Consider the following 15,765-nt stretch of genomic DNA (forward strand, 5'->3'; position numbering starts at 1 on the left):
ATTATGGCCTCGGCTTGTTCCGAAGCCCGCGGCTGAGGCCCCACGCCTCCTCACCGCTTGTTCTTCGTCGATGGCGCGCGAAGAGGGCTAAATGACGCCCAGTTCTCGTCCCGCCTGCGTAAACGCCGCCACCGTCCGGTCAATCTGGTCGAAGCTATGCGCCGCCGACATCTGGGTGCGGATGCGGGCCTGGCCGCGCGGCACGACGGGGAAGGAAAAGCCGATCACATAGACGCCCAGCTCCAACGCGCGCGCTGCGAAATCCTGGGCCAGTTTGGCGTCGCCCAGCATGACAGGGATGATCGGATGTTCGCCGTTCAGCAGGTCGAAGCCCGCATCGGTCATGGCCATGCGATAGCGGTGGGCGTTGGCCGACAGACGGGTGCGCAGGGCGTCGCCCTCCGCCCCTTGAGCGATACGGATGGCCTCCAGGCTGGAGCCGCACACGGCCGGCGCCAGGGCGTTGGAGAACAGATAGGGCCGCGCCCGCTGCTTCAGCAGTTCGACCACCGACTTCTTCGCGCAGATGAAGCCGCCCATGGCGCCGCCCAGGGCCTTGCCGAAGGTGCCGGTGACGAAATCCACCTCGACCCCGTGATGGGCGAAGGAGCCCTTGCCTTGCGGACCCAGGAAGCCGGTGGCGTGACAGTCGTCCACCATGATCAGGGCGTCGTACTTGTCGGCCAGCGCCCGGATCTCGTCCAGTTTGGCAATATAGCCGTCCATCGAGAAGGCGCCGTCGGTGGCGATGATGATGTCGCGAGCGCCGGCCTCGCGCGCCTCCTTCAGGCGGCTTTCCAGCTCATCCATGTCCGAGTTGGCGAAGCGATAGCGTTTGGCCTTGCACAGCCGCACCCCGTCGATGATCGAGGCGTGGTTCAGGCTGTCCGAGACGATGGCGTCGTTCTCGCCCAGCAGGGGCTCGAACAGGCCGCCGTTGGCGTCGAAGGCGGCGGCGAACAGGATGGCGTCCTCGAAGCCCAGATAGCCGGCGATGGCGGCTTCCAGCTCCTTGTGGATCTCCAGCGTGCCGCAGATGAAGCGGACCGAGGCCGTGCCTGCGCCCCACTTCTGCTGAGCGGCGATCCCGGCCTGGACGACACGCTCGTCGCCCGCCAGGCCCAGATAGTTGTTGGCGCAGAAGTTCAGCACGTCGCGGCCGGCGACCTGGATCACCGGCCCCTGACGCGAGGCGATGATGCGTTCGGGCTTGGTCAGGCCCTGGGCGTCGATCTCGGTCAGTTCGCCGGCGACGCGGTCATAGAAGCTCTGGGTCATGGGCCGCGACCTACGCCGATTTCGACCGGGTTTCCACCCGTCTTAGGTCGCCATCTCGGGATCGGCCTCGGCCCGGATCGGGCTGACGCGGACCTTGCCGCCGCAGGGCTGGAAGGCGAAGGCCAGGCTGACCGCCGCCGTATCGTTCGGCGCCGTGACCCGTAGGGTCGCCGCGCTCGGACAGGTCTTCTGCATCGTCTCGTCCGGCACGACGCTCCACGCCATTTCGAAATAGGCCTTGGCCCGGGGCGCCAGCTCCACCGGCGTCGGCGCCTGGCCCTGGCGGAAATAGCTGCCGGGGCTCTGGTCGGCGCGGATCGAGGTCAGGGGCCGCCCCTGCCCGTCCAGCAGGGTCACGCCTGGATAACCGGTCAGGCTGCACGCCTGGGCGCCGAGGTTCTGGAGGCTGAAGTTGCGCACCCGGTTGCCCGCCCCGGCGTCGCCGCCCTCGGCCGCCAGCTTCAGCTGCGGTCCCTTGCAGGGCGTGGACGCAGGCAGCACCCCGCCCGGCGCGGGCGTGGTCGTCTGGCCCGGCAGGCCTTGCGGAGCCGGGGCGGCGGTCGCCGCCGTCGCCACCGGCCGCGCGCATTGCTCCAGCACCGCCACCCCGACCTCCTCGTTGGGGCCGAGGCGGCTCAGGGTCGCCTTCTCCTGGCCGTCGCGGGGGGCGGTCCACCATTCGACGCCCGAGCCGACATAGCGGGCGCCGCTGGCCGCCTCGACCGAGCGCAGATCATAGGTCCGCCCCTTGTAGGCCAGTTGCGCCGTGGCCGTGTCGGGATACCGCGCCTCGACCATCGCCCCGCTCTCGCAGGCGTAGCCGACAGCCGGAACGGCCGACGCGGCCGCCGGCTGGGGCTCGACCGGGGCGGTCGGCTGCTCCGGCTCCGCCTGCTGACAGGCGGAGACCCCGGTCAGGGCGGCGAGGACGACGAAAGCGGTCAGGCGGCGCATCATGGTCAGGTCTTCCATTGGCAAACTTAACGGCGAAGCTGGCGAAAGGCTCCAGCGATCAGTGCGCGCCTTTCGGCGTCTCCATCAGCTCGATCAGCACCCCGCCCATGTCGCGCGGATGCAGGAAGACGACCGGCGTCCCGTGCGCCCCGATGCGCGGCTCGCCCGTGCCCAGGATTGTGACGCCCTTGGCCCGCATCTCGGCGACGGCGGCGTGGATGTCGGCGACCTCGAAACAGACGTGGTGCTGGCCGCCCTTGGGGTTCTTGGCCAGGAAGCCGACGATCGGGCTGGTGTCGTCATAGGGTTCGATCAGCTCGATCTGGGCCGTCGGGGTGTCGATGAAACAGACCTTCACCCCCTGCGCCGGCAGGTCGAACGGCTCCCCGATCTTGGTGGCGCCCAAAATGTCGCGATACAGTTTGATCGAGTCCGCGATGGACGGGGTCGCGACCCCGACATGGTTCAGGGCGCCGATCATGCGGTCTCCTTAGGCGCGGGCTGGGCGTAACCCAGCCGCTGGTTCAGCTTCTCGATCAGGTCCACCGCCGTGTCGGCGATGGCCGAACCGGGCAGATAGACGGCGGCCGCGCCCATATCGAGCAGGGGCTGGACGTCGGATGGCGGGATCACCCCCCCAACCACGATCATGATGTCCGGCCGGCCCAGCTTCTCCAGCTCGGCCTTCAGTTCCGGCACCAGGGTCAGGTGTCCGGCCGCCAGGGACGAAGCGCCCACCGCATGGACCCCCTTGTCCACCGCATCGCGCGCGGCCTCTGACGGGGTCTGGAACAGGGCGCCGGCGGTGACGTCGAAGCCCAGGTCGCCATAGCCTGTGGCGACCACCTTCTGGCCCCGGTCGTGCCCGTCCTGGCCAAGCTTGGCGATCAGGATGCGCGGCGGCCCGCCGTCATTCTCGACGAAGGTCGCCACCATCTCGCGGGCGCGAGCGAAGCGGGGATCGGCGCCGGCCTCCTTGGCGTAGACGCCCGACACGGTCTGGACCGTCGCCACATGGCGCCCAAAGGCGGCCTCCAGCGCGTCGGAGATTTCACCCACCGTCGCCTTGGCCCGCGCCGCCTGCACCGCCAGCTCCAGCAGATTGGCGCTGCCCCGCGCGCCGTTCGTCAGCGCCTCCAGCGCCGCATCGGTCGCCGCCTGATCCCGCTCGGCCCTCAGCCGTTTCAGCTTGTCGATCTGGGCGGCCAGCACCGCCGCATTGTCGACCTTCAGCATCGGAATATCGTCAACGACGGGGTTCAGATATTTGTTCACCCCCACCACCGTCTGCTGGCCGGTGTCGATCCGGGCCTGGGTCTTGGCGGCGGATTCCTCGATCCTCAGCTTGGGGATGCCCGCCTCGATGGCCTTGGCCATGCCGCCCAGGGCCTCGACCTCGGCCATGTGAGCCCGCGCCCGTTCAGCCAGTTCGTGCGTCAGCCGCTCGACATAGAAGCTGCCGCCCCAGGGGTCGATGACCTTGGTCAGCCCCGTCTCCGACTGCAGCAGGATCTGGGTATTGCGCGCGATCCGGGCCGAGAAGTCGGTGGGCAGGGCCAGGGCTTCGTCCAGCGCATTGGTGTGCAGGCTCTGGGTCTGACCGCCCGCCGCCGCCATGGCCTCGACCATGGTGCGCGGCACATTGTTGAACACGTCCTGCGCCGCCAGGCTCCAGCCCGACGTCTGGCAGTGGGCGCGTAAGGACAGCGATTTCGGATCGACCCCGCCCTCTTTCCGCACCGCCTCGGCCCACAGCAGGCGGCCGGCCCGCATCTTGGCCACCTCCATGAAATAGTTCATGCCGATGGCCCAGAAGAAGCTCAGCCGCGGCGCGAACCGATCGATCGGCATCCCCGCCGCCACGCCCGCCCGCAGATATTCGATCCCGTCCGCCAGCGTATAGGCCAGCTCGATATCCGCCGAGGCTCCCGCCTCCTGCATGTGATAGCCGCTGATCGAGATCGAATTGAACTTCGGCGTCTCCTGCGCCGTCCAGGCGAAGATGTCGGCGATGATCCGCATCGAGGGTTCGGGCGGATAGATGTAGGTGTTGCGGACCATGAACTCCTTCAGAATATCGTTCTGAATGGTCCCGGTCAGGGCCGCGTGCGGCACGCCCTGTTCTTCCGCCGCGACGACATAGAGGGCCAGGATCGGCAGCACCGCCCCGTTCATCGTCATCGACACCGACATCTGGTCCAGCGGGATCCCGTCGAACAGGGTCCGCATGTCATAGATGCTGTCGATGGCCACGCCCGCCATGCCGACGTCGCCCTTCACCCGCGGGTGGTCGCTGTCATAGCCCCGGTGCGTCGCCAGATCGAAGGCGATGCTCAGCCCCTTCTGACCCGCCGCCAGATTGCGGCGATAGAAGGCGTTCGACTCCTCGGCGGTCGAGAAGCCGGCGTACTGGCGGATGGTCCAGGGATTGCCCGCATACATGGTCGGATAGGGCCCGCGCACAAAGGGGGCGAACCCCGGCAAACCGTCCTGGTGATCCAACCCCTCCAGCGCCTCGGCGCCATAGGCGGTCTCGACGGTCAGACTCTCGGGCGTCAGCCACGGCTCGCGCGTCGGCCCCTGCCCCGTCGGCCCTAGGTCCAGAGCGATCTTGCTGAAGTCGGGGAAGCTCCCAAAAGCGCTCATTGGCCCGCCTCCTCAAAGGCCGCCGCAAATCGGATCGGCGTCAGGGGTTCGCACGCCCGCTCCACCGCCGCAGCCGCCTCATCGCCCGCCTCGACCGGGGCCGGCCGCACGTCCGCGTCCACATATTTGGTCACGCCGATGATCTGGGCCGCGCCGTTCGCCAGGGCCGCCTCGCGCAGAGCGCGGGCGCGGGCGATGCGGGGCTGGATCACCGACCCCTTCAGGGCCTCGACCAGACCGCCCTCGGCCTCGATCATCTGGAACTCGGCCCAGCCCGCCTCGGCCAGATCCCGCGTCCGGGCGTCCAGATACCAGCTCCCCGCCGCCGGATCATCGACCCGGCCCAGGTTGGCCTCCTCCATCAGCACCAGCTGGGTATTCCTCGCCTGCCGCCGAGCAAAGGCGTCGGACCGCCCGGTCGCGCGGGTGAAGCCCTCCAGCACCACCACATCCGCGCCCCCCACCGCGCCCGCAAACCCCGCCGCCGTCAGCCGCAGCAGATTGGGCCAGGGATCGCGCGCCGCCAACATCCGCCGCGACGACCGCGCCTCGATCACCGCCGGCGCCTCGACCCCGAAGGCTCGCGTCAACGCCGCCCAGATCAGCCGCATGGCCCGCACCTTGGCCAGGCTGTCGAAATATTCCGCATCGACCGACAGGCCGACCACCGTCCCCGTCAGCGCCGCCTCGACCGACATCCCCGCGTCCACGGCCGCCTTCACATGGGCCACCACGCTGGCGGCCGCAAAGGCCAGCTCCTGCGCCGCCGATCCGCCCGCCTCGTGCGCCACGCGCCCGCTGGCCATGAAGAAGGTCGCGTCGGGATAGGCGCCCGCATGGCGCGCCGCCGTATTGGCCGCCAGGCTCAGATGCTCTTCCACCGAACGCGGCGCCCCGCCCGCCTCGGCGAAGGCCGAGACCGGGTCCATGTGGAACCTCAGCTTGGCGCGCGGCGAGCCCTTGGCCACCACCGCCAGGGCGTTCGCCGCATCCGGCCCGTCGATCCCGGCCTCCAGCGCGACCGGCGCCAGCTCCAGAGCCACGCCTTCCAGCGCTCGACCCAGCGGCGCTGAATCCGCCAGCACCCGCCCCTTCAGCACCACCGAGGCGGCGCCGTTCTCCAGATCGGTCAGGACGGCGTCGTTCACCGCCTCGGGATCATCCCCCTCCACCAGGGTCCGCAGGTCCCAGGCCCGGCCTTCGGAATCGGACGGACGCGGCGCGAAGATCGGCTGCACGCCCGTCGCTCCGGCGTACAGCGGCCGCGTCACCAACTGGTCGGCGTCGAGGGACATCAACGCCTCGATCGGCCGATCCTTCAGCGCCTTCTGGGCGGACTCGCGCCATTCGAGGGGGGTGGGGATGGGGAAGCTCATGCGCCCGCCCCCCCTTCTTCTTTCGTCATCCTCCGGCAAGCCGCGCAGCGGCGCAGACCGGGGGACCCAGCGGCGCGCGAAAGCGCGAACCTGCCGCACACGCCGGCCTGCCCGTCGAGGCGCTGACGCGCCGCCCTGCGGGCTTTCGCCTTCGCTTCGCTACGGCGCCGCTGGGTCCCCCGGTCGTTCCTGCGGAGCGCCGGAGGATGACGAAAGAAGAGAAGGGCAGGCATCACCCGAACTCCACCAGCACATCATCCGCCGCCACCGGATCCCCGTCCTTGGCCCCCACCGCCTTCACCACCCCGTCGCGCTCCGCCTTCAGGATGTTCTGCATCTTCATGGCCTCGATGATCGCCACCGTCTCCCCGGTCTTGACCTCCTGGCCGACCACGACCGGGATCGACACCACCAGCCCCGGCATCGGCGACAGCACCATCTTCGAGGTATCCGCCGCCACCTTCTCCGGCAGGCGCGCATACAGTTCGGCGACGTGCGGCCTCAACACCCGCACCCGCGCCCGCACCGCCCGGTGACGAATATCAAAGCCGTCGGCCACGCGTTTGACCTCGGCGGTGAAGGCCTCGCCGTCCAGCTCGGCCTTGAACTGGGCCAGGCCCGGCCGCCAGTCGATGTCCGACAGGCGGATGTCGCCCCCGCCCGTCAGGGTCAGGATCATCTCCTCGTCCTCGTCATAGGACAGGCCGACGCCGTGCGGAGTCTTGTCGATCATCACGATCCAGTCGGTGCGATCCGACGGGTCGCCGTCCTGTTCGGCGATGACCTCGTGCATGGCCAGGGCCGAGGCGATCAGGATCCGCTCCTGGTCCTGCGTCGGGCGCAGGCCGTGAAAGCCGTCCGGGAACTCGTCCTTGATATAGCTGGTCGACAGGTTCCCCGACTTGAATCGATCCTGGTCCATCACCGCCGCCAGGAAGGGCACATTATGCCCCAGGCCCGACAAATGGATGTCCTCCAGGGCGCGGGCCATGCCCGTCACCGCATCCTCGCGCGTCTCGCCCCAGGCGCACAGTTTGGCGATCATCGGGTCGTAGAACATGCTGATCTCGTCGCCCTCGCGGACGCCGGAATCGTTGCGAACGGTGTAGTCCCCCTGGTCGCCTTCCTCGGGCTGCTCATAACGGACCAGCCGCCCAATGGACGGCAGGAAGCCGCGATAGGGGTCCTCGGCATAGATCCGGCTCTCAATGGCCCAGCCGTTGATCGACAGGTCCTTCTGCTCGAACGCCAGGGCCTCGCCCCAGGCCGAACGGATCATCTGTTCGACCAGATCGACCCCGGTGATCAGCTCCGTCACCGGATGCTCGACCTGCAGCCGGGTGTTCATTTCTAGGAAGAAGAAGCTCTTGTCCTGACCGGCCACGAACTCGACCGTGCCGGCGCTGTCATAGTTGACCGCCCGGGCCAGGGCGACGGCCTGCGCCCCCATGGCGGCGCGGGTGGCCTCGTCCAGCAGGGGCGAGGGCGCCTCCTCGATGACCTTCTGGTTGCGGCGCTGGATCGAACATTCGCGCTCGAACAGGTGGACCACATGGCCGTGCTTGTCGCCCAGCACCTGGATCTCGATGTGGCGCGGGTCGATGATGAACTTCTCCAGGAAGACCCGGTCGTCGCCGAAGGCGTTCAGCGCCTCGGCCTTCACCGCCGCGAACCCCTCGGCCATGTCGGCGTCCGAATGGGCCACGCGGATGCCCTTGCCGCCGCCGCCGGCCGAGGCCTTGATCATGATCGGATAGCCGATCTGGTTGGCGATCTTCACCGCCTCGTCCGGCGTCTCGATCAGCCCCATATGCCCCGGCACGGTCGAGACCCCCGCCTCGGCCGCCAGCTTCTTGGAGCTGATCTTGTCGCCCATGGCCTCGATGGCCTCGGGGTTCGGCCCGATGAAGGCGATCCCCTCGTCCCTCAGCCGCCGCGCGAACCCGGCGTTCTCGCTCAGGAAGCCAAAGCCCGGATGCACGGCCTGCGCCCCCGTCTGGCGCACCGCCTCGACGATCTTGTCCGCCAGCAGATAGGACTGTGCCGCCGGCGCCGGCCCGATCAGCACCGCCTCGTCGGCCATCTCGACCGCCAACGACCCGGCGTCGGCCTCCGAATAGACCTGCACGGTCTGGATGCCCATGCGGCGGCAGGTCTTGATGATCCGAACCGCGATCTCGCCCCGGTTGGCGATAAGGATTTTGGAGAACATTTAATTCCTGCCAGCAGAGTGAACTAGTTGGAAACTCACCTAGTTCGGCCCCGTTAAAAGTTTAACCGCAACAGGCGCTGCTAAAGTGAGAAGATTTCCACCAGCTTCGAGTAGCCCATACACTCTAAGAACATCATCGATTACATCTTTGACGGCCGATTTGCTATTTTCTGGATTTCTCTGCAACTCAACAAATATTCTGCCCATGGAAGACATTACTGATATTCGGAAAGGACCAACGCCAGTTTCCGAAAAACGAAGCAAAGAACGCTCCATTAAGGAAAGCTGAGCATCAACAACCAGTTTTGATGCATGACTAAGCCCATCAGATTTGTGAATCTTAACACGAAAATCGTTTATTTCTTGCACTATATCTGTAGTGCTAGCCGACAAAGATGATGAGTCGAACCGTATGTCTTCCAGTAACGGCAAAATCGCTTGGACAAACAGTCGGTCCACTTGAGTAGAACTCAGAAAGCTTTCGCAATTTAATGAAAGATTTTTCGGCGAAAAGATCGTTTTGAGGCGATCAACTACACTGATGGCGGCACTTTTCCGCCCCGCCTCTGAGAACTGCTCTTCAATTAACGGCGAGATCGAATCGACCGCACTCAATAGCCCCAATAGACCGTCGTACTGGCTACCTAGATTCCCAAGACGTGAGAATTCAGCCGCCAAAACAGTCGCCGCAGGACGTTTCGCAACGTTTCCGCTCATGTCAGACTCGACTGAGTCTAGAAGTGCCTTTAGTCGCGCGATTTCTGGAAGTGCTTCACTCATAGCGGAATATTGTCGTGCTTCTTCCAGGGATTGTCCTGGACCTTGTTCTTCAGCGTCCGCAACGCCTTCACCAGCCGCCGCCGCGTCCCGTGCGGCATGATGACATCGTCGATGTAGCCCAGCCCCGCCGCCACGAACGGATTGGCGAACCGGTCCTTGTACTCCGCCTCGCGCGCGGCCAGGGCGGCCGGATCGCCGGCCTCCTTGCGGAAGATGATCTCGACCGCGCCCTTGGCGCCCATGACCGCGATCTCGGCGGTGGGCCAGGCGTAGTTGACGTCGCCGCGCAGGTGTTTCGAACTCATCACGTCATAGGCGCCGCCATAGGCCTTGCGCGTGATCAGGGTCAGTTTCGGCACGGTCGCCTCGGCATAGGCGAACAGCAGCTTGGCCCCGTGTTTGATCAGGGCGCCGTATTCCTGCTTGGTCCCCGGCATGAAGCCCGGCACGTCCACGAAGGTGACGATCGGAATGTCGAAGGCGTCGCAGAAGCGCACGAACCGCGCGGCCTTGCGGCTTGAATCGATGTCCAGCACGCCCGCCAGCACCTGGGGCTGGTTGGCGACGATGCCGACCGTCTGGCCGTCCAGCCGCCCGAAGCCGCAGATGATGTTCTTGGCGAAGTCGGCCCCGATCTCGAAGAAGTCGGCCTCGTCGACCACCTTCAGGATCAGCTCCTTCATGTCATAGGGCTGGTTCGGATTGGCCGGGATCAGGGTGTCCAGCGACGGTTCGTCCCGCTCGGGCTCGTCATAGCTCTCGCGCACCGGCGGCTTTTCGCGGTTCGACAGGGGCAGGAAGCCGATCAGGCGGCGCACCTCCGACAGAGCCTCCAGATCGTTCTCGAACGCCCCGTCGGCCACGCCCGACTTGCCCGCATGGACGCGGGCTCCGCCCAGGTCCTCGTGGCTGACCACCTCGTTGGTGACGGTCTTCACCACGTCGGGCCCGGTCACGTACATATAGCTCGTGTCCTTCACCATGAAGATGAAGTCGGTGATGGCCGGCGAATAGACGTCGCCCCCCGCGCACGGCCCCATGATCACGCTGATCTGGGGAATGACGCCGCTGGCCAGGGTGTTTTGCAGGAAGATGTCGGCGTAACCGGCCAGGCTCTCGACCCCCTCCTGAATCCGCGCCCCGCCCGCGTCGAACAGGCCGATGATCGGCGCGCCGGTGGTCAGGGCCATCTTCTGCAGCTTGACGATCTTGGCCGCATGGGCGCCCGACAGGCTGCCGCCGAACACCGTGAAATCCTTGGAGAAGACATAGACCAGACGCCCGCCGATGGTCCCGCGCCCCGTCACCACCCCGTCGCCGGGGATGCGCTGATCCTGCATCCCGAAGTCGTGGCTGCGGTGCTCGACGAACATGTCGGTCTCCTCGAAGGAGCCCTCGTCCAGCAGAACGTCGATGCGTTCGCGCGCCGTCAGCTTGCCCTTGGCGTGCTGGGCGGCGATACGCTTTTCCCCACCGCCCAGTTTGGCGGCGGCGCGACGACGCTCCAGTTCTTCAAGGATGGCTTGAGTCATGATCGGTTTCGGCCTTGTGTTCGAACGGCAAGGAGTGGCGGCTTCATCGCAATTTGGCAAACGCAACTTTGCAAAAGGTGCGGAACTGCGCGGACTTGCAAAGGTGGGAACGATGAACTGCAAACTTGCGAATGGCTGAGAAGCTTTTCCTGGGCGCCAAGCTGCGCAAGCTGCGCGAGGCGCGCGGCTGGACGCTGGAGGCCTGCGCCGAGCGGCTGGGCCTGTCGCCCTCCTATCTGTCGCAGATCGAGACCAATCAGCGCCCGGCCACCGCCCGCGTCCTGATCGCCCTGACCCGCGCCTTTCATATCGACGCCAGCCTGTTCGATCTGGAGGGCGACGCCCGTCTGATCGCCGACCTGCGCGAGGCCACCACCGACATCGCCGGCCCGGTCAGCGGCGGGGCCGAGCCCCCGACGGCGGCCGAGCTGAAACAGGCCGTCGCCAACACCCCGCGCCTGGCCCATCAGTTCCTGGCCCTGCACCAGGCCTTCCGCCAGTTGGACGAGCGGGTGAAGGCGCTGGACGACACCCTGGGCCGCGACGAACTGGGCGCCCGCGTCGCCCTGCTGCCCTATGAGGAGGTGCGCGACTTCTTCCATTACCGCGACAACTACGTCGACAGCCTGGACACGGCGGCCGAGGCCCTGGCCGCGGCGGTCCCCCAGGACGGCCCGATCGAACGGGCGCTGGAGACCCTGCTGGCCGACCGGCACGGGGTCCGCACCGTCTATGTCGCGGGTCAGGAGGCCCTGCGCCGCTATGATCCGGCCAGCCGGATCCTGAGCCTGGACGCTTGGCGGCCCGGCGCCACCCGGTCGTTCCAGCTAGCCCACCAGCTGGCTCTGCTGTCCTTCCGCGACCGGATCGAGACCGAGCTGGACCAGGCCGCCTTCCGCACCCAGGCCGCGCGCGACGTGGCTCGCGTCGGCCTGGCCAACTACGCCGCCGGCGCCCTTCTGCTGCCCTACCGCGCCTTCCTGGAGGCGGCACGGACGGAGAAACACGACATCGACCGGCTGCGCACCCGCTTCCAGGTCAGTTTCGAACAGGTCTGCCACCGGCTGTCGAACCTGCAACGGCCCGGCTGGCGCGGCGTGCCCTTCTATTTCGCCCGCGTCGACATGGCCGGCAACATCACCAAACGCCACAGCGCCACCCGCTTCCAGTTCGCCCGCTTCGGCGGCGCCTGCCCGCTGTGGAACGTGCATGAAGCCTTCGCCACGCCCGACCGGATCGGGGTGCAGCTGGCCGAGATGCCCGACGGCTCGCGCTACATCTCCATCGCCCGCAGCGTGTCCAAGCCCAGCGGCTCCTACCTGGCCAACGACCGCCGCTACGCCCTGTCCCTGGGCTGCGAGGTCGAACACGCCGGCTCCCTGGTCTACGCCGCCGGTCTGGACCTGAACGGCCCCGCCGCCCGGATCGGCGTCAGCTGCCGCATCTGCGAGCGCACCGACTGCACCCAGCGCGCCTTCCCGCCCCTGGACCGCGCCCTTCACGTCCCCGAGAACGAGCGCGGCGTGGTGCCCTATGTGCTGGATGGCCCCCGCCCGGACCGCTATTGATCGAGGCATGACCTCTCACGCACCCATCGGCGTCGCCGTCGTCGGCTACGGCCTGGCGGGCCAGACCTTCCACGCCCCCCTAATCGCCGCCACCCCCGGCCTGCACCTGACCGCCGTCGTCTCGTCGCGGCCCGAGGCGGTCCACGCCGACCTGCCGGACGTCGATGTCCTGCCCGATCTGGACGCCGCCCTGGCCCGCGACGACATCGGCCTGATCGTCGTCGCCACCCCCGACGCCCTGCACGCCGAACAGTCGATCGCCGCGCTTCAGGCCGGCAAATCGGTGGTGGTGGACAAGCCCTTCGCCGCCACCCTGGCCGACGCGCAAGCCGTCGCCGCCGTGGCGGCCGCGTCGCCCGGCGTGTTCAGCGTCTTCCAGAACCGCCGCTGGGACGCCGACTTCCTGACCCTGCGCCGGCTGATCGCGGATGGGGAACTGGGCGATGTCGCCGTGTTCGAAAGCCACTACGACCGCTTCCGCCCCACCGTCACCGACCGCTGGAAGGACCAGCGCGACGGCGGCGTCTGGGCCGACCTGGGCCCCCACCTGATCGACCAGGCGGTCCAGCTGTTCGGCCCGCCCCTGGGCGTCTACGCCGACCTCCAGGCCCAGCGCGTCGGCGCGACCGCCATCGACTACGCCCACGTCCTGCTGCGCTACGACCGGCTGCGCGTCATCCTGAACATGAGCCACCTCGCCGCCGAGGCCAGCCTCCGCTACGTCGTCCACGGCACAGGCGGCAGCTTCATCAAACACGGCCTCGACGCCCAGGAGAGCCAGTCCAAAGCCGGCCTGCGCCCCGGCGACGCCGACTGGGGCCTGGACCCCTCGCCCGGCGTCCTGACCCAACAGATCGACGGCCAAACCCTCGGCGCCACACCGCCCCCCGAACGCGGCGACTACCCCGCCTTCTACGCCGCCGTCCGCGACGCCATCCAGGGCAAGGGCCCGCCGCCCGTCCCCGCCGCCCAGGCCCTGACCGTCATGCGCATCCTCGACGCGGGTCTCCGCAGCGCGGCGGAAGGCCGCGAGATGTCGCTCTAGCCTTCACCTCCCCGCGCGCGAAGGCGCGCGGGGAGGACAGGTCGCGCTTGCGACCAGGAGGGGGCGACTCCGGCGGTGGTGATGACCGACCCAGCGTCTGACACAGAGTCGCCCCCACCTGGCGTTCGCTGACGCTCCCGCCTGTCCTCCCCGCCGGCCTTCGCCGACGGGGAGGTGAGAGCGCCCCCCCACCCTACCGCGAGTTCATCCCCCCGCCTCATTCCCGCCCCAATCCGCTACGCATGTAGCGCTACAAATGTAGCGCCAACAGCCACGGGAACAGCCTCATGATCGAATCCCTGCCCCGCCGCGAACGCGAGATCTTCGAGACCCTGTGTCGGCTCGAGACCGCCGCCGCCGCCGCCGTCCGCAACGCCCTGTCCGACCCGATCAGCGACTCCGCCGTCCGCACCCTGCTGTCGCGGCTGGAGGCCAAGGGTCTGATCGAACGCGCCCCTGGCCCCGACGGCTATGTCTACAGCCCGGTCCAGCGCACCGAGGCCGTCGCCGCCGGCGCCCTGCAGCGGATGATCGACACCTTCTTCGCCGGCTCGGCCGCCAGCGCCGCCACCGCCCTGCTGGGCCTGGGCCAGAAGCTGACGCCGCAAGAGGCCGCCGCCCTCGAACGCATCATCGACGAATCCGTGGAGCGCAAGTCGTGACCTGGGCCCTTCTGCTGTCCCTGCTGGTCAAGTCCAGCCTGATCGCCGGCGCCGGCCTGGCCTGTTCGCGTCTGCTGGCCCAGCGGCCAGTCGACCGGGTCGACATCCTGCGCGGCGTGACCTGTCTGCTGCTGGCCCTGCCGGTGATCATGGCGGTCCTGCCGTCGCTGAAACTGGCCCTGCTGCCCGCCGCCGAGCCCCTCGTGACGCCGCAAACCCTTCCCATGTGGCAGGGCGAGGTCGGCCCCGTCGCCGGGGTCGAGATCTCCGGCGCCCTGCCCTGGCCCACCCCCGCGCTGATTGTCGGCCTGATCTGGCTGATCGGCGTCGCGGCGGTCGCCGGACGGCTGCTCTTGGGCCTGCACACCCTGGACCGCTGGACCCACGAAGGCCGCGCGGTCAAATGCCCCGCCTGGCGCACCGCGCTGGACACCCAGACCACCGGCCAACCGCCGCGCCTGATCGCCAACGACCGGCTGTCCGGCCCGCTCAGCTGGGGCGCCGCGCCCGGCGTCATCCTGGTCGATCCGACCAGTCTCGCCGAACGCCAGGCCGCCCCGGCCATCCTCGCCCACGAACTGGCCCATCTGCGGCGCAAGGACTGGGTTTTCCTGGTTCTGTCGCGGCTCAGCCTGGCCCTGTTCTGGTTCAATCCCCTGGTCTGGGCCCTGCACCTCGACCTGGTCGCCCGCTCCGAAGAGGCCGCCGACGCCGACGCCCTGACCACCGTGGACCGTCAGGTCTATGCCCGCGCCCTGGTCCGCCTGGCCGCGCATCCCGTCCCCCGCTCCATTCCCTGCGCCGCCAGCCCCATGGCCGCCGACGCCCGCACCCTGAAGACAAGGATCGCCTGCATCATGTCGAACACAAACGCCCGCCGTCGCCCGCTGACCGTCGCCCTGACCGTCGCCGCCCTCGCCGCCGTCGCCACGCCGCTCGCCGCGCTCGAGCTGAGCCGCCAGGACTACGCCAGTCCGCCCGAAGCGCCCGTGCCCCCGGCCCCGCCTGCGCCGCCCGCCCCGCCGTCGATGGTCGTCCCGCCGGCCCCGCCGGCCCCGCCCGCGCCTCCGGCTCCGCCGGCGCCCCCCGCTCCCCCGGCGCCGTCCGTCTTCCGCTCAAGCTACACCTATACCTACAACGGCCCCCTCTCCCCGGAAGAAGAACGCGCCGCAGCCGACGCCCGCGCCGAGGCCGAACAAGCCCGCGCCCACGCCGCCGAGGCCCGTCGCAACGCCGCCGAAAGCCGCCGCCAAGCCGAAGAAAGCCGCGCCCAGGCCGAAATCGCCCGCCTCGACGGCGACCAGGCCCGCGCCGCCGCCGCCCAGGCCCGCGTCGAAGGCGAAAAGGCGCGGCGCATGGGTGAACAGGCCCGGTTCCAGGCCGCCAGCGCCCGCGTGGACGCCCGCCGCCAGATGGCCCAGGGCGGCGAACAGATGCGCAAGGGCGCCCAGGACCTGCGAGCGGAAGCCGTCCGCCTTCGCGACCCTGCCTATCGCGCCCGCCAGATCGCCGAGAACCGCACGCGCGGCAACCGCGTCACCGACGCCGAACTCCTGGCCGTCGCCGCCAGCCTACCCGCCCAGGCGGACGAGATGGACCGTGACGCGGCCCGCTTGGCGCGCGACGCGCGCCGTCAGGATTGATCCGGACACGACCCTATCGCGAACTTTCACGACCTAAGATTGACTTCTCCGCCCAGATGCGACACTTTA

General features: G+C 68.3%; 13 protein-coding genes. 5 read left to right on the forward strand and 8 right to left on the reverse strand.

Annotated elements, in window-relative coordinates:
- Positions 1–87 precede the first annotated feature (87 nt).
- From AC07NC_RS08590 to AC07NC_RS08625, 8 genes are all read right to left on the reverse strand, one after another.
- On the reverse strand, positions 88–1,278 hold the full coding sequence (locus AC07NC_RS08590) for a glycine C-acetyltransferase (RefSeq protein WP_494569259.1): 1,191 nt from the start codon (positions 1,276–1,278) through the stop codon (positions 88–90).
- Between the two features lie 42 nt (positions 1,279–1,320).
- Positions 1,321–2,250, reverse strand: a complete 930-nt coding sequence (locus tag AC07NC_RS08595; RefSeq protein WP_494569260.1) for a DUF4232 domain-containing protein — start codon at positions 2,248–2,250, stop codon at positions 1,321–1,323.
- Between the two features lie 40 nt (positions 2,251–2,290).
- Positions 2,291–2,713, reverse strand: coding sequence for a methylmalonyl-CoA epimerase (mce, locus tag AC07NC_RS08600; RefSeq protein WP_008264256.1), 423 nt, complete (start codon positions 2,711–2,713; stop codon positions 2,291–2,293).
- Positions 2,710–4,878 (reverse strand): methylmalonyl-CoA mutase, encoded by a 2,169-nt coding sequence (scpA, locus tag AC07NC_RS08605; RefSeq protein WP_494569261.1) that lies wholly within the window; start codon positions 4,876–4,878, stop codon positions 2,710–2,712. The genes mce and scpA overlap by 4 nt, the downstream gene beginning before the upstream one ends.
- Complete coding sequence (locus tag AC07NC_RS08610) at positions 4,875–6,254, reverse strand: methylmalonyl-CoA mutase family protein (protein ID WP_494569262.1); 1,380 nt, start codon at positions 6,252–6,254, stop codon at positions 4,875–4,877. Before AC07NC_RS08610 ends, scpA begins: the two co-directional genes overlap by 4 nt.
- A 232-nt stretch (positions 6,255–6,486) precedes the next feature.
- Positions 6,487–8,466, reverse strand: a complete 1,980-nt coding sequence (locus AC07NC_RS08615; RefSeq protein ID WP_494569263.1) for an acetyl-CoA carboxylase biotin carboxylase subunit — start codon at positions 8,464–8,466, stop codon at positions 6,487–6,489.
- A gap of 39 nt (positions 8,467–8,505) precedes the next feature.
- A complete protein-coding gene (locus AC07NC_RS08620) occupies positions 8,506–9,246 on the reverse strand; it encodes a hypothetical protein (RefSeq protein WP_494569264.1) in 741 nt (246 codons plus the stop codon).
- Positions 9,243–10,778 (reverse strand): acyl-CoA carboxylase subunit beta, encoded by a 1,536-nt coding sequence (locus AC07NC_RS08625; RefSeq protein ID WP_494569265.1) that lies wholly within the window; start codon positions 10,776–10,778, stop codon positions 9,243–9,245. The genes AC07NC_RS08620 and AC07NC_RS08625 overlap by 4 nt, the downstream gene beginning before the upstream one ends.
- Between AC07NC_RS08625 and AC07NC_RS08630 the strand changes: the two genes are divergently transcribed.
- The 5 genes from AC07NC_RS08630 (at position 10,777) to AC07NC_RS08650 (ending at position 15,696) form a co-directional block, all read left to right on the forward strand.
- A complete protein-coding gene (locus AC07NC_RS08630; protein WP_494569266.1) occupies positions 10,777–10,917 on the forward strand; it encodes a hypothetical protein in 141 nt (46 codons plus the stop codon). The genes AC07NC_RS08625 and AC07NC_RS08630 overlap by 2 nt on opposite strands.
- On the forward strand, positions 10,910–12,346 hold the full coding sequence (locus tag AC07NC_RS08635) for a helix-turn-helix domain-containing protein (protein ID WP_494569267.1): 1,437 nt from the start codon (positions 10,910–10,912) through the stop codon (positions 12,344–12,346). Before AC07NC_RS08630 ends, AC07NC_RS08635 begins: the two co-directional genes overlap by 8 nt.
- 7 nt (positions 12,347–12,353) lie before the next feature.
- The gene (locus AC07NC_RS08640) at positions 12,354–13,391 is read left to right on the forward strand and encodes an oxidoreductase (protein ID WP_494569268.1); all 1,038 of its coding nucleotides are present in this window, start codon (positions 12,354–12,356) and stop codon (positions 13,389–13,391) included.
- Between the two features lie 287 nt (positions 13,392–13,678).
- On the forward strand, positions 13,679–14,053 hold the full coding sequence (locus AC07NC_RS08645) for a BlaI/MecI/CopY family transcriptional regulator (RefSeq protein WP_492087706.1): 375 nt from the start codon (positions 13,679–13,681) through the stop codon (positions 14,051–14,053).
- Entirely contained in the window at positions 14,050–15,696 is a 1,647-nt protein-coding gene (locus AC07NC_RS08650) for a M56 family metallopeptidase (RefSeq protein WP_494569269.1), read from the forward strand. The genes AC07NC_RS08645 and AC07NC_RS08650 overlap by 4 nt, the downstream gene beginning before the upstream one ends.
- Positions 15,697–15,765 lie beyond the last annotated feature (69 nt).

Source organism: Brevundimonas sp. GW821-FHT10A07 (assembly GCF_059415785.1).

Excerpts from the sequence above, each read along its gene's own strand:
- AC07NC_RS08590 (WP_494569259.1), bottom strand. The coding sequence starts at position 1,278 with ATGACCCAGAGCTTCTATGACCGCGTCGCCGGCGAACTGACCGAGATC.
- AC07NC_RS08595 (WP_494569260.1), bottom strand. The coding sequence starts at position 2,250 with ATGGAAGACCTGACCATGATGCGCCGCCTGACCGCTTTCGTCGTCCTC.
- mce (WP_008264256.1), bottom strand. The coding sequence starts at position 2,713 with ATGATCGGCGCCCTGAACCATGTCGGGGTCGCGACCCCGTCCATCGCG.
- scpA (WP_494569261.1), bottom strand. The coding sequence starts at position 4,878 with ATGAGCGCTTTTGGGAGCTTCCCCGACTTCAGCAAGATCGCTCTGGAC.
- AC07NC_RS08610 (WP_494569262.1), bottom strand. The coding sequence starts at position 6,254 with ATGAGCTTCCCCATCCCCACCCCCCTCGAATGGCGCGAGTCCGCCCAG.
- AC07NC_RS08615 (WP_494569263.1), bottom strand. The coding sequence starts at position 8,466 with ATGTTCTCCAAAATCCTTATCGCCAACCGGGGCGAGATCGCGGTTCGG.
- AC07NC_RS08620 (WP_494569264.1), bottom strand. The coding sequence starts at position 9,246 with ATGAGTGAAGCACTTCCAGAAATCGCGCGACTAAAGGCACTTCTAGAC.
- AC07NC_RS08630 (WP_494569266.1), top strand. The coding sequence starts at position 10,777 with ATGATCGGTTTCGGCCTTGTGTTCGAACGGCAAGGAGTGGCGGCTTCA.
- AC07NC_RS08625 (WP_494569265.1), bottom strand. The coding sequence starts at position 10,778 with ATGACTCAAGCCATCCTTGAAGAACTGGAGCGTCGTCGCGCCGCCGCC.
- AC07NC_RS08635 (WP_494569267.1), top strand. The coding sequence starts at position 10,910 with ATGGCTGAGAAGCTTTTCCTGGGCGCCAAGCTGCGCAAGCTGCGCGAG.
- AC07NC_RS08640 (WP_494569268.1), top strand. The coding sequence starts at position 12,354 with ATGACCTCTCACGCACCCATCGGCGTCGCCGTCGTCGGCTACGGCCTG.
- AC07NC_RS08645 (WP_492087706.1), top strand. The coding sequence starts at position 13,679 with ATGATCGAATCCCTGCCCCGCCGCGAACGCGAGATCTTCGAGACCCTG.